Genomic DNA, 22,379 nt, shown 5'->3' on the forward strand with positions numbered 1-22,379 from the left:
GACTGGGCAAATAAATAACATATTTTCAGTTATTATTTCTAAAGCTGTAAAATACCACGTTCCAACGAAACAGCAACGGCTTCAGATCTGGAATCAACACCAAGCTTGTTATAAATATTCGTTAAATGTGCCTTTACGGTACGCTCGGAAATTCCCATATCAAACGCAATTTCCTTACTTTTAAAACCATGTGCAACAGACTTTAATATATGTCTTTCCTTATCAGTCAGAACTAAGTTTCTTTCATGTGACTTTGCCTCAGCTTCTCTCTTATTCGTGGCAGCAAATACCCTTGCTGTTATTTCTGGCTGAAGCAGCGTTTCACCCCTTAGCGCAGACTCAATCGTGCGAAATAGGTTTTCCCGACTGGTATCTTTCAACAAATATCCTTTTGCTCCCAAAGAGAGTCCTTTAATCATTAAATCATCTTCGTTATAGGTCGTCAGGATAATGACTGGCGTTTCATTTTGTTTTTCTCTGAGGGCCTTCATGGTTTCCAAACCACTCATTTGCGGCATATATAAATCCAACAGGATGATATCCGGCTGAAGTTCTTCGATCAATTTAAGAGCCGTTACACCTTCTCCAGCCTCACCAATCACTTCATAGCTGTCATGGGTCTCCAGCACCAGCTTTAATCCTTCTCTAACTACCCAATGATCATCGACGATTAAAATCTTGTATTTCATAATAGGTCTCCTTTAGTAAGAGGCGCCTCTATTTTTATAGCCGTACCTTCTTGAAATATACTGTTGATATTTATTTTTCCACCCAGCATCCGTACACGTTCATGTATACCTATTATTCCGTAATGCCCTGTTTGCTTGGCAATAATATCCGTATCAAATCCTTTTCCATCATCACGAATCTCGATTTCAATCTTGCCTTCGTTATCCAAAATACTTATCCATACAGTATTCGCATGTGAATGCTTCGCTACGTTGGTTAAACACTCGCTTATAATAAACAATCCATGTTCGAACACCAGTCTGGGAACCGAAGCTTTAATTTTGATGTTGCGGATTACACGAATGCTCGTAGCCATTGTGAATCGCTGTATTTCTTCCTCCACGGCTTCTGCAAAATCAACTTCCGAGATGGTTTTTGAACGCAGATTGTCTATAGCTCGCCTTGAATCAGACAATGTTCTTCGCACTTGTGACATCGATTGTTGGACGATCTCCTGAGCTCTTTGCGTACTTCCTTTTGTCAGATGAGCATCAATGGCTTCAAGTTGCATGATTAGCCCAGCAAGTCCCTGCGCCAGCGTATCATGAAGATCACGGGCCATACGTTGTCGTTCGTTAGCGATTGTAAGTTCTTCGACCTTTTGATGTGCGATTTCAAGTTCTTTAAGAACGTTTTGCGTTCGGATTCGTGCTTGAACTTGTTTGAGAAAAAGAATGGCATAAGCTACTATAACAACTGCAATGAGAAAAAATAGCGGGATGAACAATACAAATTGCCTGCCATCATTATGCCAGACTACAGCCACACAAAAAAGTACATAGGAAATCAAAAATACAAGAATGACCTTAAGCGGCTTGTAATAAATACCTATACTCTGACCCACCAAAATTGGCATTAACCCAACCAGCACAATGGAGAAACTGTCAGGTAGAAGAAATGCACTTGAAAAGATCAATCCCCCTTGCACAACAAAATAAGCCCATGAAAAATATTTTGCAACTCTTTGAGCATACAAGTACAAGAGGATGTGTAATATGACGATTACAGTAAATAAGACACTTTGCAGCAGATTTAGACCACTAGACAAATGTTGAAGAATGACAGACTCACTATAAATTATAAAAATCCATATTATAGTTAATACTTTTGAAATATCTTTCTTCTCAAATTCACCTTCACTTTCACTTATTTCCGGATCTACATTCTGGACCTGTACATTGAATTCATCGTTCATAATTCCCTCCTACAATTCTAAATTCGGCTTTTCGACTTAATAGAGATAATGGCACTATGACGGCCTAGTCCATTTAGTTTGAACAGAAATCATTTATATATTATTTTACAAAAAAACGAAAAGAAAAAAACGTACACATGGGCAGCTTCACTTGTACGTTTGGGCATTGAATACTTTTTGTTTGATACCATCCAAGTTATGCGTCATATAAAAAGCACGCAGCAGGTTATCCTGTGCGCGCTTGACCACTTACTATTCTTCTTCCAACTCATCTGGTACATCGTATTTATTGATATGTGAAGTCATTGCTGCAACAGCTTCGCTGGCATCCGTTGTGGCCGGTACTTCTCTGACCACATCATCCGTCTGATCACGAAAGTTCAAACGATCTGCCTCAATCTCTTTCTGTTGGTTCGGTTTCATTTTTCACGTCGCTCCTTTCTATTCAAGGGTCTGATCTCGTTCTGTTAACGCGTACAAAGGTACTTCCCGTTCTTCTTCCGGGTTGTTCAGCGCATAGATCCGTGCCGTCTCACGCTGTTCATTCACATGCTGAATATAAATGGGTAGCCCATCACACAACACATTCGCCATTATGGAAGAAGACGCTATTTCTTGCGCTCTTTGAACATTCACTTAGAAAAAACCTCCCTTGCTAAGTAGAGTTCCCCCTTACTATGCACGAGGTAAATATTTGTTATACATATTTCATGCCAACATGTGTTTCACGATCTTGAAAGGATATCATTTGAAAAAATAAATATTATTGTTATTATGGATTGAGAGATTCAGTGAAAACTGCAATCTTAATTGTAGAGAAAAGGAGTAATGATGAATGTTAAACATATTAATGGTTAACTTTCCGGCAGAAGGACATGTGAACCCTACGATTGGGATGACGCAAGCCTTTGCAGCACGAGGGGACCAAGTACATTACATTACAACTGAGAAATACAAGGACAGACTCGAAGCAGTTGGAGCGAAGGTTCACCTGCATTCTGATCTGGTCAGGACCGCTTCTATTGATTCCAATACTCCGGATGGGTTGAGTGCATTTATGAAAATTCATATTCAGACTTCGCTGGACATATTAGCAATTACTCAGCAACTGTCTAAAAGCATTGATTTTGACTTTGTATTCTATGATAGATTCGGAGCTGGCGAGTTAGTTAGAGACTATTTGAAAATCCCTGGTATTGCTTCCTCCCCATCTTTTCTGATTTCACAGAATCGGATGGCTACCAATCTCTTTCGCTTTAATGAAAAAGAGCCGTTTCAACTTGATGAACATGCCACGACCTCACTGCAGCTCATGAAAGAAAGGTTCGGTGTTGCTCCCGAAAATATGGTTCAATTTATGAGCAATACAGGGGCTTTGAATGTTGTATATACCAGTCGATATTTCCAACCAGACGGTGAACAGTATGGTGACGAGAATCTCTTTATTGGTCCCAGCTTTCCAGAACGTAAAGGGGAAAATTCATTTCCACTGGACAGACTAGAGGATAAAAAGGTTTTGTATATTTCGATGGGAACTGTTCTGGACCATACTGAAGACTTTTTTAACACCTGTATTGAAGCTTTTTCCGATTTTGAAGGTATCGTCGTGATTGCAGCTGGCGAGAAAGCTGACTTTACGAAAATCAATCCGGCGCCAGAGCACTTTATCATCTCGCCCTATGTTCCCCAATTGGAGGTATTACGTCATTCAGATGTGTTTATTACTCATGGTGGAATGAATAGTGTAAATGAAGGAATTCACTTTAACGTACCCTTGGTTGTACTGCCGCAGGACAAGGATCAGCCTATGGTCGCGCAGCGGTTAACAGAACTTCAAGCTGGCTATCGCATAACCAAAGACCACATCAATGTACAATCGTTAAGAGATGCCGTACATGAGGTACTGTCGAACGCAACGTATAAAGAGGGCGTACAAAAAATAAATGATAGCTTCCAGCAATCTGGCGGTACAGAAGAAGCCCTCGCAAAAATTGATGCCTATCTTCAAAATAAGCTTGTGTAAATCACACGATTACAATTCTACAAAAAAACAGGAGCCCTGACCATCAAGGGTCGGGTTCCTGTTTATCATGCATTTCTATGTGGAGATATCCCACTTCTGAAACGAAGCCATCGTACACTTTCCGCTCGTGAACGCTCGAATGCCTGTAGATTCTGCTCCCGGATACACTCTTCCTGTGAGGACGTATTCACCGTCGCCGATGAATATTTCCACCGAGCTTTTATCGACAAAAATCCGAAGCTCCAGACGGCCCTCGTTTAAGTTTAAAGGCACTCTTCTCTCTCCGCCCGGGCCTATACCTGCACGCTCACGGTTAAAACGGAACAGACCGTCATCGGGACGATACGAGAGTACAGTCTCCTCTTCGTCGCCCACTCGCAGCTTCAAGCCGAATTCATTGGTGTTACTGGCTTCGAACTCAAATACCGCCTTCAGTTCGTAGCTATCTCCGAACGTTTCCATGATCTGCTCGCCTGTCAGCAAGATATCCCGCTGTTCGAACAGATTGGATCGGTAATTTTCCACCTCTTCAAGCGGACGGAACAGCAATCTGTCGTGGTCGATAACCGCTTCCCGCGGAAGACTCATTGCACCCGCCCAATGGTGCCCTTGCTGGGTCGGCATCTCCGACTCCCACATATCCATCCATCCGATGACGATTCGCCGCCCTTTATCATCCAAGGTTGACTGCGGGGCATAGAAATCGAATCCGTGATCTACCTGAGCATACCGCTCTGCCGTAAATGTTCCAGCCTCCGCATTGAAATCACCTATACCGTACATGGTGGAATGCAGATTGCGGTATGCTTCTCCCTGAGGGGGCATGCGCTGTGGAGACAGCATAAATACGTGCCGACCGCCAAGCGGGAACAAATCCGGACACTCCCAATTATCGCCGAAACGTCCGTCACTCACGGCTAGTACATTGACATACGTCCAGCTTTTCAGGTCTTCAGAACGATAAAGCAGTACAAGTCCGTTCCCTTGGGCATCATTAGAACCAAGAACGGCGTAATATTGATCTTCGTGCCTGAACACCTTAGGGTCACGGAAGTCTTTACGGCTGATCGTGTCCGGTACGGCGTCATAACCGATGACCGGATTGCCCTCCCACTTTTCGAATGTCACCCCGTCCTCCGATACTGCAATCCCTTGTGACTGCTTGTAATCCTGATCCTTGTCAGGCCCGGTTACAACATGTCCGGTATACATCAGGACAAGCTTCCCGTCCTGCTCTATCGCACTGCCAGAGAAGCAGCCATCCTGGTCGAACTCGCCGTCCGGTGCCAAAGCGACCGGTAGATAATCCCACTTCATAAGATCGCGGCTGACTGCATGTCCCCAGTGCATCGGTCCCCATACTGATTTATACGGGTAATGTTGATAGAACAAGTGATACTGCCCGTTATATTGAATGAAGCCGTTCGGATCATTCATCCAGCCGAATTCAGCCATTAAATGGTAGTTCAGCCGATAATCCGGCCGAAGCATATGCTTCGATTGGGAAATAAATTGATCTGCACGCTCTCTCGTATACGTTCTAGTCTGTTTGATAAGGCATCCTACTCCTACAATTATTTAATCGAACCTTGCATAACACCCTGAATAATATACTTCTGGGCGAACAGATAGATGATAATGATCGGAAATATCGTCAGTACCAAACTTGCCATCAATGGACCATAATCCACTGTATAGGTCCCATAAAAGTTATACGTGGACAACGGAAGTGTCCTTTGCTCCGGATCGACCAGAATGAGGGAAGGCAGCAGAAAATCATTCCAGATCCACAGCACATTGAGAATGGAAATGGTGGCAGTCGTGGGCATCAGTACCGGAAACACGATCCGGAAGAATGTTTGAACCCGCGTGCAGCCGTCAATTAGCGCCGCTTCCTCCAGTTCTTTTGGAATACTCTTTACGAAACCATGATAAATGAAGACGGCCAGCGAGCTACCAAAACCGATATACATATAAATCAGCGACCACTTACTGTTCAGCAGATCAAGTGACCCGTAGATTTTCACCAATGGAATCATGATAGCCTGGAATGGAATGATCATGGATGCAACCATCAGCATAAATGTATATTGGTTGAACTTGGTGTTGTTTCTGACAAAATAATGAGCCGTCATCGCCGCAAACAGCGATATAAACAGAACGCTTAACACCGTTATGACCAATGAGTTGATGAAGGCAGCGATGTAATTCATTTTATCAAATGCATTCATATAATTGACCATACTGAAGCTCTCTGGAAGCGATAACGGATTTGAGGTGATGGCCATGTTTTCTTTGAACGAATTGATCAGCAGAAAGACGAACGGTACGATGAACAATATGAGTATGACTGTCAGCACAATGAATTTGATTACGGAGGAAGCAACTCTTTTTCTTGTCATTACGCCTCCACCTCCAACTTCTTACTAAAATAAACCTGAAGCAGAGTGATGAGAGCAACCATCAGGAACAACACGAATGCTTCTGCTTGCCCCACACCATAATCACGGGAAAGGAATGCCTTTTCATACACATGCATCGACACCATTTGAGTACTGCTGAACGGCCCACCTTTCGTGAGCGCAAGGTTCACGTCATAGACCATAAATCCGCGTTGCAGGGACAAAAATATACATACGATGAAAGAAGGAACCATCAAGGGCAATACCATTTTCCGCAGTCTGGTCCAGCTGTTTGCCCCATCAATGCTTGCGGCCTCCATAATATCATTCGGCACACCCGTCAATCCCGCGATGTAAATGACCATCATGTAACCCGCGTTCTGCCACACCGTTACAATCACGAGTGCCCAGAACGCTTTGTCGGGATCAGCCAGCCAAGTCGTGCTGAGCGACTGTATACTGGCATGTTGTCCCAAATAGACAAGCACGTTGTTGAATATAAACTGCCAGATAAAACCGAGTACAATGCCCCCGACAAGGTTGGGCAGGAAAAATCCTGCCCGGAAAATACTCTGCCCTTTTAACCCTTTAGTCAGCACATAAGCCAGCATAAAAGCGATCACATTGATAAGAACAACGGTATAAAACACATACTTGAGCGTCAAGCCGAATGACTTCCAAAACTCGATATCTCTAAAAACAGCCAGATAGTTTTGGATGCCTACCAGCGATAGTGTGGTGGAAATACCATCCCAGTTTGTGAACGTCAGATAGATGCCATACAAAAATGGAATAATCATTACCGTTATGAAGGCAAACAAGGTTGGGCCCGTAAACAGTAGCCGCGTCCGCAGCCGGTTCCATACTCCTTTTTCCGTAATCATGATGATCCCTTCCTTTGTTTCGGGTTTCTCTCTCTATTCCAGGTAATTTGAAAACAACCTTATTTAACGGTTTTCCAGTAGTTTTCGATTTCTTTAACCAGTGTTGCACGATCTCCCTGTTTCGCCAGATACTTTTGCATGGAAGATCCTGTCTTAGACCAGTGGTCCGCAGGCAGCATGCTCATCGACTGCTCTGACTTGCCTTTTGCAATATAATCCTGGATGGACTTGCCAAGCGGGTCGGCCGCAGGCAGTGTAATATTTTTGAACGCCGGGATAATGTTCGCTTGGTTCACGAGGAAATCCTGGCCTTTCTCATCATATACGATCCAGTTCAGGAACTTCTTCGCCGCATCTTGCTGTTCCGGAGTAGTCTTCTCCTTGTCAATAACAATGCGCTTGGATACAGCGGACGAAATCTCCTGATTGCCGTAGTCATCGGCATTGTTACTGATGGGTACAGGCAAGAAACCATACTCTTTGTTAGCCGTATCAAAACTGTTGATTTGCGGCCATGCCCAGTTGCCCATGAACCAAATGCCAACTTCACCTTTGCCGAGCAGCTCCGGTCCGCGTTCATAAGCTCCTGCTAGCGGAGAAGCCTGATCGATGTTGTATTTCATCATGAGGTCGAATGTATCCATAAGTCCGTTAAATACAGGATTATTAGCCAAGCTAGCCTGGCCCGTTTTTAGTGACGCCATGAATTTGTCCACTTCAGCCATGTCTTTGTTCTGGCCTGCATAAGCAAGAGGCAAATAATGAGCGCCCAGAGACCAGTCCATTGGTGAAATCACCAATGCTTTCTTACCAGATGCCTCAATTTGCTGAAACAGTTTTTCAAGGTCATTTCGGGTTTTAATTGTGGTAGGATCAAAGCTTCCGCCTACCGCTTTATCTACAACGGCTTTGTTGTAAATGAATCCGTAGCCTTCAACAGCCAGCGGAAACGCGTAATTTTTGCCGTCAACCGTCGTAGCTGTGGTAGCGTTTTCAACTGTGTCCTTATTCCACTTTTCTCCGCTCAGATCGAGGATACGGTCCTTGAACTTCTCCACATCACCTGTATCTAGCATGATCATGGTCGGCGGGTTTCCGGATGCGTACAAAGCGGAGGCACGCTCAAAAGGCGACCCACCAGTCGGAACCGGCTGGATTTCAACAGTAATACCCGGATTGTCTTTCTGGAAGGCCTTAGCGGCTTCCTCCAGCTGTGGAAGGATTTCGCCTTTGGAGTTCAAAAGCGTAATCTTCACATTTTTCGAATCCCCTGATCCCCCTCCAGAAGCCGAATTACCTTCTCCACCGGAGCCACCACATGCAGACACCACCATAACTAAAAGAAGCAGCATTACCATCCATTGAACTCTTTTGAATTTACTCACTGTTGTCATCCCCTTATTTATATAATGGCTCTGAACACTTAAATAAAACGCTTACAAACGGATTATATGTCAAAGGTTTAACTTGTGTCAATCGTTTGACATGTTATTCCCTTAGCATGTACTAAAAAAAATCTGTTCCCCTTGTTAGAGGAACAGATTTTCATTCAGGTCGTTGCACGCTCAATCAGTTCAACAGGCAGCAGATTAACGGGTTGCACCTGCTCCCCTTCCGCCTGTCTGCGGATCAGCTCGACCGCCAGTCTGCCGATGTCTGCAATCGGCTGTCTTACCGATGTAAGTTCCGGCGTCAGCCAGGAAGCAACACTTACATCATCGAAGCCTACAATACGCACATTCTCTGGCACATGCCTTCCAGCGCGAATATATTCTTTCAGCGCAAAAGCAGCAATAATATCACTTGTTGCGAACACCCCATCCACATCTGGATGTTCATAAACGAGTTTTGAAATGATCCGCTCGTACTCCTTCTGGTCGAACACATTCAAGTCCGTTTGAACAATCACATGCTGGACATTATGCTTACCCACCACATCCCGGAATGCTTTGGTCCGCTCATTGGACAGCATGTTCAGCTCCAGATTTCCGCAGATATGGGCAATTTTCCGGCAGCCTTTGCGAATGAGCAGCTCCGTAGCCAGCTCGCCTCCGCGATAATTATCCGAGGATATGTAAGGAATATACGGGTCAATCTGCCTATCAAACGTCACGATCGGTGAATTCAAATGTCGGTACTCTTCTACTTCTAATGTATGGCTACCCATAATGATGCCATCCACCCGGTTCCGCTTCAACATATCAATATACACTTTCTCTTTCACGGGATCCATATGTGAATTGCACAGCAGGACCTTGCAGCCATGCTGATAGGCGTAATACTCAACCTGATTGGCAAGCTCACTGAAGAAAGGATGCGAGACATTGGGAATAATAAGGCCAATAATATTGGACTGCTTACGTAGCAGAGATCGTGCTATTTCATTTGGTTGATAATTAAGTTCCTCCATTGCGTCGAACACTTTTTTGCGTGTAGTTTCGCTGATATATCCCCGGTTATTCATTACACGGGATACGGTAGTGACCGACACGCCCGCTTTTAATGCTACATCATGAATTGTCGCCATATGAACCTCTTCCCGTACAAAATAAATACATACAAACTATACTCTCTCCCCATCATTTCAACAACTTTACATAACGGAAGGCCTCATAATGGCCGTCAATCTTACACTAGTCATTTCTATAAGATAATACGACAGCCTATCCAATTGGAAAGGCTGTTGGTAGCTGAAAGTATTAACATCATTCTGATTGTGCGTCCGTCGGTGCATTAATGTATGTATCTGTAAGCACATCAGTCGGTGCATCCGCAGGCAGATTATCCGTTGCTGATTCACTGTTCTGGAGTAGTGCTCTCGGATAGGTCCGTGCACGCTCATAGTACCAGTCAAACAAGAAGCGGGCCATCGCCTGACGTCGGTTATCGCCATCCCACTTTAACCCGGCTGTTGGGTCCGCAAATGAACTCCTTGCTCCAGCTTCCAGCAGAAAGCCATTCATGTGTGCGGTCATGCTGACATTACCGGCTGCTGTAAAAATGGACTTCGTGTTTTTCCCAAATCCATCACTAGAGCCATTAAACAAGTTCCAGTACTCTGAGTCGCCGGGCTGTGTTTTGAACCAGGTAAATTCTGTGATATTTATTGGATAGGCTTGAGCTGCCGCCTTAATGTTGGAATCCCATTGCGATTGTAGCTTGTCCTTGTTATCATGCGCTCCGTAGCCCGGATACCAGTGGACAGCATAGCCGTAGTTGTTCAATGGATCTATCAGCGGGTGTTTTGCCGCCGGGCTGTAAAATTGGTTGTATCCAAGTCCTGCAGCCCAGATGACATTATCCGCTCCTTTACTTCGAATCGTGGAAATGATAGAGTTTTGGAATCTTCTCAGATCATTCCAATGGTCAACAAAATCATTTTCACCAGGATAGCCTCCCCAATGCCCATTCGCATATGACTTAATAGGCTCGTTGATCAGTTCAAACATGACGTTATCCGCGCTATTAATAGCCGGCTGCGAGGCAAGATACCCCCATATTTGATTGAATTTGTCCAGATTGGATTGTGTTGTAGCCTGGTCGTTAGCCAAAGTGAAATCAAGACCAAGGGTAACATAAATGCCCTTTGTTTTCGCATAATTGATGTATGGAATAATCACATTTTGTGTAGCTGCTTGTAAACCTGAGAAATTGTATGACCCTGCGGCCACATCTCCCATATCCTGGCGGTCAATAAACAATCGGACCTGATTCATATACCAGCCGTGGTTGCTTCCATACTTCGGTCTGGTGTCTGCAAAGGTGTCAGTGATATCCTTCAAATAAGCCAAAATTGCTGCATGACGATTGTTACCATTTAAATTGAGATAATAATTACTATTTTGATAGGTCCAGTATGCCCCCGACGGCTGATGCCAGCCACTTAAAACAACAGGTTTTCCGCTGCTGTTCACCAATTGATTGCCCCTGACATGGAGCTTTCCCATAGGCATACCTGACCATGCATCTATATGTTGGCCAAAGACCGGTGTTAAAGGCAATAAGAATACAAGTATCAGAGCTATTTTACATACCATACCTAATTTTTTCAAAGAAAGGCCTCCTCTTCAAAAATTAATTGACTATTATACCAAAAGAATAAAATGGTATAAACATGTAGTGGCTCCGCTTCCTGAGTCTATCCCATTTCAAAATCGTCATTTCCCCCCTTAATAGAATATTTTAATCCTGATTTTCATTTCTTGTATATAATTGTAGTACTTACATTTTTAAACCACAACTTGATAAAATTTAGTTTTTTTTAAATTATGCCTCAAGTGTTAAGTTTGCTATTGTGGACGACTCCATTTCAAACTACAATGAAGATACCAAATTTGGAAGCGCTTTATTTTTTCGGTAAGATGGTCAATACTTGAAATAATGTATCATCGTCATCCATTTCTTTCATGTTTGGTCAATCTTTTATGGAGGTGTAAAATGAAGAAGAAATCTTGGTTCACTTTAATGGTCACGGGCATTGTCTCTCTGTTTTTTTCGGTAAGCGTTTATGCGGGGAATGTTTTTTGGGAACCACTTAATGGTTTCAATTCGGGGGCATGGCAAAAGGCAGACGGATATTCCAATGGGAACATGTTTAATTGCACTTGGCGTGCCAATAATGTTAATTTTACGAACGATGGCAAAATGAAGCTTGGCTTAACGAGTTCTGCGTACAATAAGTTTGACTGCGGAGAGTATCGATCGACGAACACTTACAGATACGGCTTATACGAGGTCAGTATGAAGCCTGCTAAAAATACAGGGATCGTATCTTCCTTTTTTACGTATACGGGGCCTACTGATGGCACGCAATGGGATGAAATAGATATTGAATTTTTAGGCAAAGACACGACAAAAGTGCAATTCAACTATTATACAAACGGTGTCGGTGGTCACGAGAAGGTTGTTGATCTGGGCTTTGATGCATCAAGAGGCTTTCACACCTATGCTTTCGATTGGCAGCCAGGATACATTAAGTGGTATGTTGACGGGGTTCTAAAGCATACGGCAACTACAAACATACCAAGCACGCCAGGCAAGATTATGATGAATTTATGGAATGGCACTGGCGTTGACGACTGGCTAGGTTCGTATAATGGAGCGAATCCGCTATACGCTGAATATGATTGGGTAAAATACACGAGCAATTAGCCCATAGTATAAAAGCAGCCCTTCAGGTATTTAATAAATCCCCAGTTTAACCCATATGTTTACGGGTGGTTAGCATTTTCCTGCTTCAATTACTTTAAAGATACCAATACAGGAAAGGGTTCATGTAACTATACTCACTCTGATTGAGCCAAAGCTGTCGCCTCTTGAATTTAATAAAAAAGCCCGATGATACTTGCTCATCGGGCCTTTGTTAAATACTTACTAGAAAATAATTACGGTTGCTAACTATAATATTTAGTGTGTTACCATCATTAATGTCTTTGAACACAAACACCAATCGGTTTATAACTCAGGAACCAACTTTAATGTTAAGTTGGTTCCTGCAAAATCCAGTAATAACAATGTTTCAAAGGGATTTACAGTCATTTTTCAGTTACATTATAGTTAGTAACTAAGGAAAATCTCAAATAAAACAGGAACATTAATGATGTTGTTGCCGTTGAACTGTTGTTCTATCTATACATTCTCCTTGCGATTCAATTATCACAAAGGATATTTTTTGATCTATGATTGTATTTCCCACCGACTAGTTCCATTATTCATAAAAGATATGAGCGATTTTAGCGCAATTTCTACCATATCACTCACTGCTTGATCCGTATAAAATGCGGTATGTGGCGTTATAATGACATTGGGCAATGCCTTTAAGATGGCCAGTTGGTGATTATTCAGGACATTCAAACGGTGATCCTCATGAAAGATGCCCAGTTCATCTTCAATCACATCTAGTCCTGCAGCCCCTACTTTTCCCGTCTCAATCCCATAAATCAGCGCTTCGGTATCGATTAATGGTCCCCGCCCACAATTCACGATGCAGACGCCATCCTTCATTTTAGCGATGCTTTCCCGATTGATCATATGGGTGTTGCTATCGAATAATGGTGCATGCAGGGTAATCACATCACTAGTGGAGAATAGCTTTTCCAGCGAAACATACTCTATCAAATTTCTTAGATTATCATTTTCGTAAATATCGTAACCTATAAGGTTACATCCGAATCCGGAAAGATTTCTGGCAACAGTAGCTCCAATTTGACCGGTACCTATAATCCCCACAGTTAAGTTTCTGATTTCTCTTCCTTGAATACCTGCCAAAGTGTAATCCTGTACGGTGCCTCGTGCTAAAATCTGTTGTGCTTTGCGTTCACACATTAGAATTAACATCGTGGTAAAATCCGCGACACTATTGGGCGAGTAGGTAACATTGGAAAAGCGAATGCCATACTCTTTAGCCGCAGCTCTATCTACATAATTGTATCCAGCGCTTCTTAATGCGAGATACTTGACCCCAACCTTACTTAAAGCTTGCAAAGTTGCTCGGTCCGCTTTATTGCTCCCTTGTATCGTTACAGCCTCAGCGTCTTGCGCTTGAATTGCGGTCTCGGCATTTAACTCTTGAGTCACATATTTGATATCCAAATCAAACTTCTTCCCAAATTTTTCGAAGTATGCCGCTTCGTCAGGACGCGCTTGATAAACTACGATTTTATTCAAGGTTGAAAACTCCTTTCGGTGATTGGCCTCATCATGGAAAATGGAAATACGTTACCGGACAGTATAATGTGAACATTTTCACATTATACTGTCCGTATATCGTCCAACGTCAGCCGAATAGTGGAAACATTTTAAAGTGGTGGATTATAAAAAGTATGGCAACAGCAAGCTGATAACAATAACCATTATGGCTCCGCCGATCCGGTTGGCGATAGTTGCAAATGGCATCATCCCCATCCGCTCCGAAGTTGACAATACCCCGATAGCACCGGTTCCTCCCAGATTTCCTAAATTAAGACCTACGGCGATCATCGAATCTATAGGATGGAATTTCATAAGCTTGCCGACAATTAATGAACCTACGACAGAGCCGATAACCCCAAAGATGATAATGGTAAAATTTGATACTGTAAAATAGGAGGACACTTGGCTCAAATCAAGCGATGCAATCCCAATCCCCGTGATCAGGAACGGTAAAAAGTTTCGAACCATAAACCCTTGCCAGTAGTCACTAGATTGGCACAAGCTATCATCCAAGAATCCAGTTGCTTTCACGATAATGACTAAAATTACAGCCCAGGCTATAAAGTTAAGCTGTGGTATGAGAGTCTGCAAAATGTTACCGGCAATTATAAAAACAACCGAAACAAACAAGCCTGTACCTAACTTCGTAATATCTTTTTTCAAATCACTCGAGACTTTAGCTTTTTCTTCAACGGGTTGGTCTGCATTTTTGTGCACATTCTTCAGTAATTCGCCATTACCTGTTAGCGAAGGATAGCGCTTGCCAAGTTTATGCAGCAAGCCGGCGAAAATGACGCAAATCAGGTTCGAAATGTTCATGTATACAAGGAATTGCCCAGAAAAAGTTCCTGCCGGCTTGTGAAAAATTGGGCTGTAAATGGACGGAACAACAGCGATTGCACCAGAAGAGCCTCCGGTATAATTCGGCAAACCGATCATGAATAGACCCTCCAGCAGCGTTGAACCTGTTAGGAGCGATCCTAGAAATAAGAAGATGAACACAAAGGCCAGAGCACCAATAATGCATGGTAATAGCCGTAATGAGATGGAGACGAGTACCTTCCGATCCATACTGAGGATCGAACCGATGATGATTGCCGACAAAAATAAGTTGACAAAGCCCGATCCAATCAAACCAGAAATATTCGTCTGCACGTAATCCGGGATCAGGCCAAAATACACGAGTGCGGAGCCAGCGAATAACGGCAGGAGGATTGCCCCTCCCATCCAACTTCCAAAAATGGGGATGATGCCTCCAACATATGAGAACAAACCACCAGCCATCAAGAGAAATGCAATCGAACCGATAATATCTTTATTCAAATTCCCCGTATAGACCGCAAGCAAAATGATAATAGAAAAGGGAATATAGTACTTTAACGGCAACCCTGAAATCTTTATTCTTTTTAATTGAGTTATGAAATTCGACTTCGGCGGCATAGCGGTAACCCCAATTTGCTTATCCATAGTAAACTCCCATCTGATTATTGTTATAGCGCAAATTGTTTAGCTGGATGAGTGATGACCCCCATTAACGCGGATGCCGCGGCCACTGCCGGGGAAGACAAATAAATCAGCGACTTCTTGGTTCCCATTCTACCGATAAAGTTGCGATTGTTAGTGCCAAGTACCACCTCGTCGTCACTCATTAAACCATATGGTTGACCGCAGCATAATCCGCAGCAAGGGTGCGAGACACTGGCACCAGCATCGATGAAGGTTTGAATAAAACCGCGTTCCATCGCTTCTTTGTAAACGTTGGTGGTTGCCGGGATCACGATCATTTTCAGGAAAGGAGCTATTTTTTTACCTTCAAGAATTTTCGCTGCCGTCTCCATATCTTCAATGCTACCGTTGGTGCAAGAACCGATATAAACCTGATTCAGTTTCGTTCCTTCAATTTCGGATATAGGATGGACATTATCAACCCCTTGCGGACATGACAATTGGGGCTCGAGCTTGCTGACATCGTAACGAAGAACTTGTTCATACTCGGCGTCTTCGTCCACTTTCAGCCAGGAAATATCATTATAGTCCATGTCATAATACTCGGCTGTTTTTTCATCTGCTTCGAATAATCCTACCTTTGCACCGGCTTCCAAAGCCATGTTGGCTATGGTGAATCGTGACTGCATACTCATGCTGCGCACGGCAGCTCCTGTGAATTCCATCGACTTGTACTGTCCGCCGTCCGATTTGATGTCACCAAGGATTCTTAGGATAATATCCTTTGCTCCGACACCCTCTTGAAATTCACCTTCAAGCACAATCTTGATGGCCGAGGGAACTTTGAGCCAAATCTCGCCCGTTGCCATAACTGCTGCCATTTCGGTATGTCCAATGCCAGTACAGAAACAGCCCGCCCCGCCATAGGTCGTTGTGTGGCTATCTGTCGCTACGACGATTTCACCTGGTCTTGCGTATCTCAGCTCATGCATCAGAGAATGGCAGATTCCCTCGCCCTTATGAACGTTTTTAATTTGGAATTTTTCGGCCAACTCAAGTCCATCCACAAAATGAGCAGGATCGGTATCAGCTTGGTTGGTCGGCATCAGATGGTCAAAGATAATTACTCCGCGATCCGGATAGATCGCTTGGGTCACATGCATATCCTTTAAAGCGCGCTTTAGGAACGAAGTATAAATATCATGGATCATATATCGATCAGGCCGAGCGATTACAATATCGCCTGGGGCCAGACTTTGTTCTCCCGTATTTTTCATTAATAGTTTTTCAGCCAGTGTATATCCCATTGCTTGTTATCTCCCTTCTACTTCAGCCTTTTCCATTCGTTTAATGATGTTGGGGATTAGTCCGCCATCTTGAATAATTTCAAACAAGTTCTCGGGCACCTTGGGAATGCTGAAGCTCTTGCCGTTGACTGTAACTGACTGGTTCACTTCGACAGTCAGGATGTCCCCTTCTTCGCAGTGCTCAGGTATTTCTGCATTTTCAATCAGCAGCATTCCGTTATTGATCGCATTCCTAAAGAAAATGCGGGCAAAGGATTTAGCGATGATGCAGTAAACACCATGTACATTAATCGCTTCGGCGGCCATTTCCCGTGATGATCCGCAGCCAAAATTTTTACCAGCTACAATAATGTCTCCTGGTTGTACCTGAGATGCAAATTCGGAGCGAAGTGTTTCAAGGCAGTGCGAACCCATTTCCTTTTTATCGAGGATAACTCCGTGCCGACCTGCAATAATAGTATCTGTATCGACATCGTCCGGTAGTTTCCATATCTTACCACTAAATTTCTTTTCCATAAAAGACTTCTCATCCCTTCGAATTTAATGTAATACAGCCCTTCAACGCGGAGTTGGCAACGGACTCTGCGGAAGCCAGGTAAACCAGCGAGTCCTTTGAGCCGTTGCATCCCTTGTAATTCCAGCAACTAGCAGATAGCATCGTTTCGCCTTCAGCGATAACACCTTTTGAGGTTGTCACACAGCTGGCGCAGCCTGTGCTCAAGATTTGCGCACCGCTATCGATAAAAGTTTGAATCAACCCTTCGGAAATAGCCTGCTTGTAAACTTCATTAGTTTGTGGTCCAATCGATAACCGCATATTAATTGGAATCCGTTTTCCTTTCAGAATCGCTGCGGCTGTTCTCAAATCCTCAATACTGCCTCCTGTGCATCCGCCGATGAAACAAGCCGACAGTGGAGTGCCTTTCAATTCAGCCGTAGGTTGCGATTGATGGATCGCCCCCGGCAGAGCAACCATCGGCTGCACATCTCCTAGATCATAGCTTTCTTGGCCCGGTCCTTGATAATCTGTTTGAAGAAAAGCTGTTACAGCACCGCTTCTCGAAGCCAATTGGCAAAGATCTGTTGTTTCTTTCGGGGATAAGGAATTTAAGCCCTTGCCATAAAATTCGATAGCTTTGCCGGCGTATTTAAGCTCTTCTGATGCTAAAAAAGAGATTAAGAAATCTTTAATGGACGCTTCTGGTTTGAGTTGACCCTTAAGTTCAATGTACACGGTTTCCGGAACCACTAGACTCATCTTGCCGCTGGCACACACTTGAAGCAATTCGGATGGATTCACATGTAAACCAAGAGCCTGCTCTACACCGAAAATGCTGTTGTGTTTGCCTGGCGAAACAATGATGTCACCAGGATTTACATATTGATCCAGCAGAATGTGATATCCGATACCTTGGGATTGGACAAATTTCAGTTCGTGCTTGCGAGCAAACTGGATGAGTTTCTTCTGTATTTCAGCCGATATGAAATTCCCAGCGGGAGTATCGAAATAGAGCATTACGATCACCCGCTCAGGTGCCTCAAGCCGCTTTATATTTTCTAATTCATTTACAATTTCTAATGGTAAACTGTCACTTAAAACAATATAGTTCGGTTCAATTACTGTGGTTGCTCCGGACTTTTCGTTCAAAATAGATTCGATCATCGTCATATCAAACCAGCTCCTTCCCTATTTCCCTTATCTTTTCGGATATGATAGACCCCATTTCGCTTGTCCCAATCCGTTTACTTCCTGGTAAGCAGATGTCCTTTGTTGCGTATTTTTCATTTAATACCTGTCTAACTGCTTTCTCAATGGTCTGGCTCTCTTTTTCCAAACCGAAAGCAAACCGCAACATCATCGCGCCAGATAAAATAGAACCGATCGGATTGGCGATATCTCCGCCTATAATGGAATAATCCTTATTGTGTATTTGGTTAGGTGTAAACAAACCTTTGCCTTGGTGATTGAGCTCTGCTGACGGAAGTACATTCGGTGTTCCTGCCAATGCCGATATTTCATCCGAAAGGATATCTCCGAACATACCAGACGTTAGAATGACGTCATAGTTATGAGGATTGGTAATGACCTGCGCAGCGGCATCATCAATATACTGATTCACCAGACTGACATCCCGATAATCTGCGCTAACCTCCTGTACAACCTCACGCCACAATTTCGAACTCTCCAAGATGACCGCCTTATCCAAACTTGTGACCTTCTTGCTGCGCCCACGAGCAATTTCAAACGCGGCGCATGCATTCGCTTTGATAATTTCTTCATTATAGTACTCTGTATCGAATGCTTCTTTGCCATGATCCCCGATTCCCCGGTATCTTTTGGACATGAGCATGCCCCCAGCCAGATCACGAAGCATAAGAATATTAAACCCCTCGCCAATGATACCGTTCTTCAGAGGGCTCAAATCCGCCAATGATTTATACACGGAGATGGGTCTAATATTTATTGTAAGCTGTAGCTTTTTCCTAAGTAGAGAAAGAACATAGCTAGGACGCTTCTCTTGCGGTAATTCTGGATAGTGGTCTAGCCAAAGGCTGCCTAATAATATCGCGTCGCTTTCTTGACATTGTCTTAGGCTCTTATCAGGAAGGGGTTCGCCGTACTTTTGAACGGCCTCGGTTCCAGCTTCACATCTTTCAAAATGAAACGTATGATGAAATACGTTGCCGACTTCATTCATCACTTTGATCGCTTGATCAACGATTTCTTGACCGATACCATCTCCATAAATAACCGAGATATTGTATGCCATCTACCTCATCTTCTCTTTTTGATATTACGGAATAATACTTTTAATCCTCCAAAGCAATCACCGTTATATTCCTTGGATTTGTTGAAGCATATAAATAATTACGATTAGTACAACGTTGTACTAAAAAATCACCATGAATCACTATTCAATACACACAAGGTATTCACTATTCTCCTTTCTAAGGATTCGGCCGAATTTTAGAATTGAGTTTTAGTACAACGTTTTAGTATAACGTTGTACTTATTGACAGACTCATTTTATATCAATAAAATGAGCAAATCAAGGTTATGTTCTACTTTTCACAATTGTTCACATTTACTGAAAATTAGATTATGATTATATTTAAGGAAAGTATGACCAATTATTTATTAGATTGGAGACCTTTAGATGGTTACACTGAAGGATGTTGCTAAATTGGCTGAGGTATCCGTTTCGACGGTTTCCATTGTCATTAACGGCAAAACCAAGGAACGGAATATTCCCTTGAAAACCTACAATAAAGTCATGAAAGCCATAGATGAATTAGGTTATCAGCCGAATGTTAGTGCAAGACGTTTACGCAATTTAGATCGGGCCAAGCCGATCATTGCCTTATATTGGACATTAGATGCCCGGACGAACATGCTCACGGCACTGTTGGCGGGGATTCAATCCGAAATAGAAAAAAAACAATTTGATTTCGAGCTTGTTATACGTATTTATACGAATGATCAAATCGCAAAAGACGCTAAAGAGATCATGAACAATACGTATAATGGAATTATTATAGGTGCTACTTCCGAGGCGGATCTTGCGTATTTGGAGTCATTGTCGCCCCGCATGCCAATCGTTTTGATTAATCGCCAATCCAAAAAATTCTCCACAGTTTATGTTGACTCCGGCGAAGTTGCAATAGAGGCAGTTTCTTTGCTTACTAAACAGTCGGTACAACAAATCGGAGTGGTTGCAGTGGAAAGTCCTTATGTTGCTTCCAACCAGCGTATCAACGCGTTTCTTGAAGAGTGTAGGAAGCAGCATATTTCGGTTGATCAACCACATATTATGATGGCACCAAATACGCTTGCCGGTGGAGTTGCAGCGGCCGGGAGATATCTCCAAATGACGGATAGGCCTAAAACTATATTCTGTGAATCGGATACCATTGTTCTGGGAATGACCCATGAATTTAACCGTTTGAATATTAGAATCCCTGAGGAAGTTGCTATTATATCGATCGGGATGACCGGACCGGATGCTACCCAATATTCTACACCGCCCATTACGGCCATCGATATACCATCCGAGAAAATAGCCGCAGCAGCTATATCTATACTTTATAAATCGTTATCCAAGAAGAACCTACATGAACGGATGTTGCCCGTTCATCAAAAAATAGCTCCAACAACTTATATTCGAGCGTCATTTCCGTTACCGCCGGATGATGTCCTTAACTTTCCGCGGATATAAAAGGTTGATCATATGCCCGTTCCTGGATTTTTGCAATCTTCGCTTTACTCTCATGGAAATGAAGTGCCTGCCTCTTTAAAATAGATGGAGCAGGCACTTTTTCGTGAACATCTTTCATGTTTGTTGTCTATCTTTTTCTTTTTAAAATTAACCTAAAAATTTAGAGTTTCCAAGACTCCTCTGCTTGAACCCTGCTAATTCACTCGCCATAGTTAACCTTTATCCGCTAGAAAAGCAAACATCTTCGCACAAACAGAGTAACATATCCCTAAACCATTCCATCCAAATCTCTCTGCATTTTTATTATGAGGGTACTCCCCTTGCCCGCTTTGCTTTCAACAGAGATTTCACAGTCCACAATATCTACCACTCGCTTCACTTCCAGATTGATACCACAGCCAGTATCCGAAACCTTCACTACTGCAAATCCTTCTTCTATTTTCAGTCTAACAGTCACCTTAACGCTTGGCTCGCTAACTTTATGGCATTAGAAAAGAGATTGTTCCACACTAAAGCACTCGATCTTCCAGTTGCGTAATCCGGTAGTAATCGTTTAATTCTTCTAACGCCCCGTTAGTTGAATAAGAGCACAACTTGTGATTTATTAGGAGGGTAGGAATTGATGTATCAGCAGAACAACTTTCACACATAAGAATTATTGGAGGAATTTATGGATAATAAAAGGTATTTTTCAATTGGGGAAGTTTCCAGATTAAAAAATGTTACGATAAAAACCTTACGTTATTATCATAATATTGGTTTATTAATACCTGCATACACTAATCCCGATAACGGTTATCGCTATTATACAGTTAATCAATTTATCTATCTGGATATTATAAAAATTTGTAAGCAAAGTAATGTAAGTGTTAAAGAAATTAAAGCCTTATTTGCTAAAGCCGATACTAATTACCTTAAACTTTACTTAGAACAGAAAAATGAAGAAATTCATAAAGAAATAAAGAAATTAGAGAAACTTAATAAACAAATAGAAATTTTAAAGGCAGCTATCCATTCATCTGAAGATGAACTTATGAACAATGGATTTAATATTCAGACATTTGAAGACAGATACTTTTTAAGTTTACCTACATCAGGTGGAGAACTTAATGAGATAAAGTCATTCGATAAATTAGATGAAAAATTAGGCGAATTCGCAACTCATACGTTTCAGTGTGGATTAATTTATTCATGTCAGTATGATAATTGGAAAATCAGTGATGTATTTCGTCTAATAACATCAGATGATTATAGATTGCTTAAAGATACCTTTAATATATCTGAATTACCAAAAGGAGAATATTTAACTGTTAATTGTACGGGAGATACTGAGATTGAAATATTTCAATTGGTAAAAGAATATTTGGAGAAAAACAGTTTGACGTGTAATAAGGTTTATTTGTTTTATTTAGTGACAGATGTTTTTAATCAATATAATCACTTCTCCCAATTTCAAATAAGTCTAAAGCCCACCCCATAAATAAGG

General features: G+C 42.5%; 21 protein-coding genes. 4 read left to right on the plus strand and 17 right to left on the minus strand.

Features of this window, described 5'->3' with window-relative positions:
• Nucleotides 1-38: 38 nt before the first annotated feature.
• From MKY16_RS21410 to MKY16_RS21425, 4 genes are all read right to left on the minus strand, one after another.
• Nucleotides 39-689, minus strand: a complete 651-nt coding sequence (locus tag MKY16_RS21410; RefSeq protein ID WP_340956951.1) for a response regulator transcription factor — start codon at nucleotides 687-689, stop codon at nucleotides 39-41.
• On the minus strand, nucleotides 686-1,924 hold the full coding sequence (locus tag MKY16_RS21415) for a sensor histidine kinase (RefSeq protein WP_340956953.1): 1,239 nt from the start codon (nucleotides 1,922-1,924) through the stop codon (nucleotides 686-688). Before MKY16_RS21415 ends, MKY16_RS21410 begins: the two co-directional genes overlap by 4 nt.
• 252 nt (nucleotides 1,925-2,176) lie before the next feature.
• Nucleotides 2,177-2,347 carry a hypothetical protein gene (locus MKY16_RS21420; protein WP_013373210.1) on the minus strand — a complete coding sequence of 57 codons (171 nt, stop codon included), beginning with the start codon at nucleotides 2,345-2,347 and terminating at the stop codon, nucleotides 2,177-2,179.
• Nucleotides 2,348-2,365: 18 nt separating this feature from the next.
• Nucleotides 2,366-2,560, minus strand: a complete 195-nt coding sequence (locus MKY16_RS21425) for an H-type small acid-soluble spore protein (protein WP_016820419.1) — start codon at nucleotides 2,558-2,560, stop codon at nucleotides 2,366-2,368.
• 199 nt (nucleotides 2,561-2,759) lie between these two features.
• Here MKY16_RS21425 and MKY16_RS21430 point away from each other — a divergent pair, with 199 nt between their 5' ends.
• Nucleotides 2,760-3,947 carry a macrolide family glycosyltransferase gene (locus MKY16_RS21430; protein WP_029519354.1) on the plus strand — a complete coding sequence of 396 codons (1,188 nt, stop codon included), beginning with the start codon at nucleotides 2,760-2,762 and terminating at the stop codon, nucleotides 3,945-3,947.
• A gap of 75 nt (nucleotides 3,948-4,022) precedes the next feature.
• On the opposite strand, the gene MKY16_RS21435 is transcribed toward MKY16_RS21430, so the two are convergent.
• The 6 genes from MKY16_RS21435 to MKY16_RS21460 all read right to left on the minus strand — a co-directional run bounded on the left by MKY16_RS21435 (nucleotide 4,023) and on the right by MKY16_RS21460 (nucleotide 11,285).
• Entirely contained in the window at nucleotides 4,023-5,438 is a 1,416-nt protein-coding gene (locus MKY16_RS21435) for a glycoside hydrolase family 32 protein (RefSeq protein ID WP_029519355.1), read from the minus strand.
• Between the two features lie 83 nt (nucleotides 5,439-5,521).
• On the minus strand, nucleotides 5,522-6,349 hold the full coding sequence (locus tag MKY16_RS21440) for a carbohydrate ABC transporter permease (protein ID WP_340956955.1): 828 nt from the start codon (nucleotides 6,347-6,349) through the stop codon (nucleotides 5,522-5,524).
• On the minus strand, nucleotides 6,349-7,233 hold the full coding sequence (locus MKY16_RS21445; RefSeq protein WP_029519358.1) for a carbohydrate ABC transporter permease: 885 nt from the start codon (nucleotides 7,231-7,233) through the stop codon (nucleotides 6,349-6,351). The genes MKY16_RS21440 and MKY16_RS21445 overlap by 1 nt, the downstream gene beginning before the upstream one ends.
• A gap of 59 nt (nucleotides 7,234-7,292) precedes the next feature.
• A complete protein-coding gene (locus MKY16_RS21450) occupies nucleotides 7,293-8,618 on the minus strand; it encodes an ABC transporter substrate-binding protein (protein WP_029519359.1) in 1,326 nt (441 codons plus the stop codon).
• 164 nt (nucleotides 8,619-8,782) lie between these two features.
• Nucleotides 8,783-9,760, minus strand: a complete 978-nt coding sequence (locus tag MKY16_RS21455; RefSeq protein WP_340956957.1) for a LacI family DNA-binding transcriptional regulator — start codon at nucleotides 9,758-9,760, stop codon at nucleotides 8,783-8,785.
• A 178-nt stretch (nucleotides 9,761-9,938) separates the two neighbouring features.
• Nucleotides 9,939-11,285 (minus strand): cellulase family glycosylhydrolase, encoded by a 1,347-nt coding sequence (locus MKY16_RS21460; RefSeq protein ID WP_340956959.1) that lies wholly within the window; start codon nucleotides 11,283-11,285, stop codon nucleotides 9,939-9,941.
• 385 nt (nucleotides 11,286-11,670) lie between these two features.
• Here MKY16_RS21460 and bglS point away from each other — a divergent pair, with 385 nt between their 5' ends.
• A complete protein-coding gene (gene bglS, locus MKY16_RS21465; protein ID WP_029519363.1) occupies nucleotides 11,671-12,384 on the plus strand; it encodes a beta-glucanase in 714 nt (237 codons plus the stop codon).
• Between the two features lie 525 nt (nucleotides 12,385-12,909).
• Here bglS and MKY16_RS21470 read toward each other — a convergent pair.
• The 6 genes from MKY16_RS21470 to leuB form a co-directional block, all read right to left on the minus strand.
• Nucleotides 12,910-13,899, minus strand: coding sequence for a D-isomer specific 2-hydroxyacid dehydrogenase family protein (locus tag MKY16_RS21470; RefSeq protein WP_340956961.1), 990 nt, complete (start codon nucleotides 13,897-13,899; stop codon nucleotides 12,910-12,912).
• A gap of 144 nt (nucleotides 13,900-14,043) precedes the next feature.
• Nucleotides 14,044-15,390: a 2-hydroxycarboxylate transporter family protein gene (locus tag MKY16_RS21475; RefSeq protein ID WP_340956962.1), complete on the minus strand. Its 1,347-nt coding sequence runs from the start codon at nucleotides 15,388-15,390 to the stop codon at nucleotides 14,044-14,046.
• Between the two features lie 23 nt (nucleotides 15,391-15,413).
• The gene (locus MKY16_RS21480) at nucleotides 15,414-16,676 is read right to left on the minus strand and encodes an aconitase/3-isopropylmalate dehydratase large subunit family protein (RefSeq protein ID WP_340933262.1); all 1,263 of its coding nucleotides are present in this window, start codon (nucleotides 16,674-16,676) and stop codon (nucleotides 15,414-15,416) included.
• Nucleotides 16,677-16,682: 6 nt separating this feature from the next.
• The gene (locus MKY16_RS21485; protein WP_340933264.1) at nucleotides 16,683-17,192 is read right to left on the minus strand and encodes a LeuD/DmdB family oxidoreductase small subunit; all 510 of its coding nucleotides are present in this window, start codon (nucleotides 17,190-17,192) and stop codon (nucleotides 16,683-16,685) included.
• Nucleotides 17,193-17,202: 10 nt separating this feature from the next.
• On the minus strand, nucleotides 17,203-18,345 hold the full coding sequence (locus tag MKY16_RS21490; RefSeq protein WP_340956965.1) for an aconitase family protein: 1,143 nt from the start codon (nucleotides 18,343-18,345) through the stop codon (nucleotides 17,203-17,205).
• A gap of 1 nt (nucleotide 18,346) precedes the next feature.
• Complete coding sequence (gene leuB / locus MKY16_RS21495) at nucleotides 18,347-19,447, minus strand: 3-isopropylmalate dehydrogenase (protein WP_340933268.1); 1,101 nt, start codon at nucleotides 19,445-19,447, stop codon at nucleotides 18,347-18,349.
• A gap of 387 nt (nucleotides 19,448-19,834) precedes the next feature.
• On the opposite strand from leuB, the gene MKY16_RS21500 reads away from it, so the two are divergent.
• On the plus strand, nucleotides 19,835-20,893 hold the full coding sequence (locus MKY16_RS21500) for a LacI family DNA-binding transcriptional regulator (protein ID WP_340933270.1): 1,059 nt from the start codon (nucleotides 19,835-19,837) through the stop codon (nucleotides 20,891-20,893).
• A 268-nt stretch (nucleotides 20,894-21,161) separates the two neighbouring features.
• Here the strand turns inward: MKY16_RS21500 and MKY16_RS21505 are convergent, their stop codons facing one another.
• Nucleotides 21,162-21,311 carry a hypothetical protein gene (locus tag MKY16_RS21505; protein ID WP_340956968.1) on the minus strand — a complete coding sequence of 50 codons (150 nt, stop codon included), beginning with the start codon at nucleotides 21,309-21,311 and terminating at the stop codon, nucleotides 21,162-21,164.
• Between the two features lie 252 nt (nucleotides 21,312-21,563).
• Here MKY16_RS21505 and MKY16_RS21510 point away from each other — a divergent pair, with 252 nt between their 5' ends.
• On the plus strand, nucleotides 21,564-22,373 hold the full coding sequence (locus MKY16_RS21510) for a MerR family transcriptional regulator (protein WP_340933274.1): 810 nt from the start codon (nucleotides 21,564-21,566) through the stop codon (nucleotides 22,371-22,373).
• Nucleotides 22,374-22,379 lie beyond the last annotated feature (6 nt).

This window comes from Paenibacillus sp. FSL L8-0641, assembly GCF_038006265.1.
GTDB classification, from domain to species: Bacteria; Bacillota; Bacilli; order Paenibacillales; family Paenibacillaceae; genus Paenibacillus; species Paenibacillus polymyxa_D.

Excerpts from the sequence above, each read along its gene's own strand:
- MKY16_RS21410 (WP_340956951.1), bottom strand. The coding sequence starts at position 689 with ATGAAATACAAGATTTTAATCGTCGATGATCATTGGGTAGTTAGAGAA.
- MKY16_RS21445 (WP_029519358.1), bottom strand. The coding sequence starts at position 7,233 with ATGATTACGGAAAAAGGAGTATGGAACCGGCTGCGGACGCGGCTACTG.
- leuB (WP_340933268.1), bottom strand. The coding sequence starts at position 19,447 with ATGGCATACAATATCTCGGTTATTTATGGAGATGGTATCGGTCAAGAA.
- MKY16_RS21480 (WP_340933262.1), bottom strand. The coding sequence starts at position 16,676 with ATGGGATATACACTGGCTGAAAAACTATTAATGAAAAATACGGGAGAA.
- MKY16_RS21415 (WP_340956953.1), bottom strand. The coding sequence starts at position 1,924 with ATGAACGATGAATTCAATGTACAGGTCCAGAATGTAGATCCGGAAATA.
- MKY16_RS21430 (WP_029519354.1), top strand. The coding sequence starts at position 2,760 with ATGTTAAACATATTAATGGTTAACTTTCCGGCAGAAGGACATGTGAAC.
- MKY16_RS21500 (WP_340933270.1), top strand. The coding sequence starts at position 19,835 with ATGGTTACACTGAAGGATGTTGCTAAATTGGCTGAGGTATCCGTTTCG.
- MKY16_RS21485 (WP_340933264.1), bottom strand. The coding sequence starts at position 17,192 with ATGGAAAAGAAATTTAGTGGTAAGATATGGAAACTACCGGACGATGTC.
- MKY16_RS21435 (WP_029519355.1), bottom strand. The coding sequence starts at position 5,438 with ATGCTTCGGCCGGATTATCGGCTGAACTACCATTTAATGGCTGAATTC.
- MKY16_RS21440 (WP_340956955.1), bottom strand. The coding sequence starts at position 6,349 with ATGACAAGAAAAAGAGTTGCTTCCTCCGTAATCAAATTCATTGTGCTG.
- MKY16_RS21510 (WP_340933274.1), top strand. The coding sequence starts at position 21,564 with ATGGATAATAAAAGGTATTTTTCAATTGGGGAAGTTTCCAGATTAAAA.
- bglS (WP_029519363.1), top strand. The coding sequence starts at position 11,671 with ATGAAGAAGAAATCTTGGTTCACTTTAATGGTCACGGGCATTGTCTCT.
- MKY16_RS21420 (WP_013373210.1), bottom strand. The coding sequence starts at position 2,347 with ATGAAACCGAACCAACAGAAAGAGATTGAGGCAGATCGTTTGAACTTT.
- MKY16_RS21490 (WP_340956965.1), bottom strand. The coding sequence starts at position 18,345 with ATGACGATGATCGAATCTATTTTGAACGAAAAGTCCGGAGCAACCACA.
- MKY16_RS21455 (WP_340956957.1), bottom strand. The coding sequence starts at position 9,760 with ATGGCGACAATTCATGATGTAGCATTAAAAGCGGGCGTGTCGGTCACT.
- MKY16_RS21475 (WP_340956962.1), bottom strand. The coding sequence starts at position 15,390 with ATGGATAAGCAAATTGGGGTTACCGCTATGCCGCCGAAGTCGAATTTC.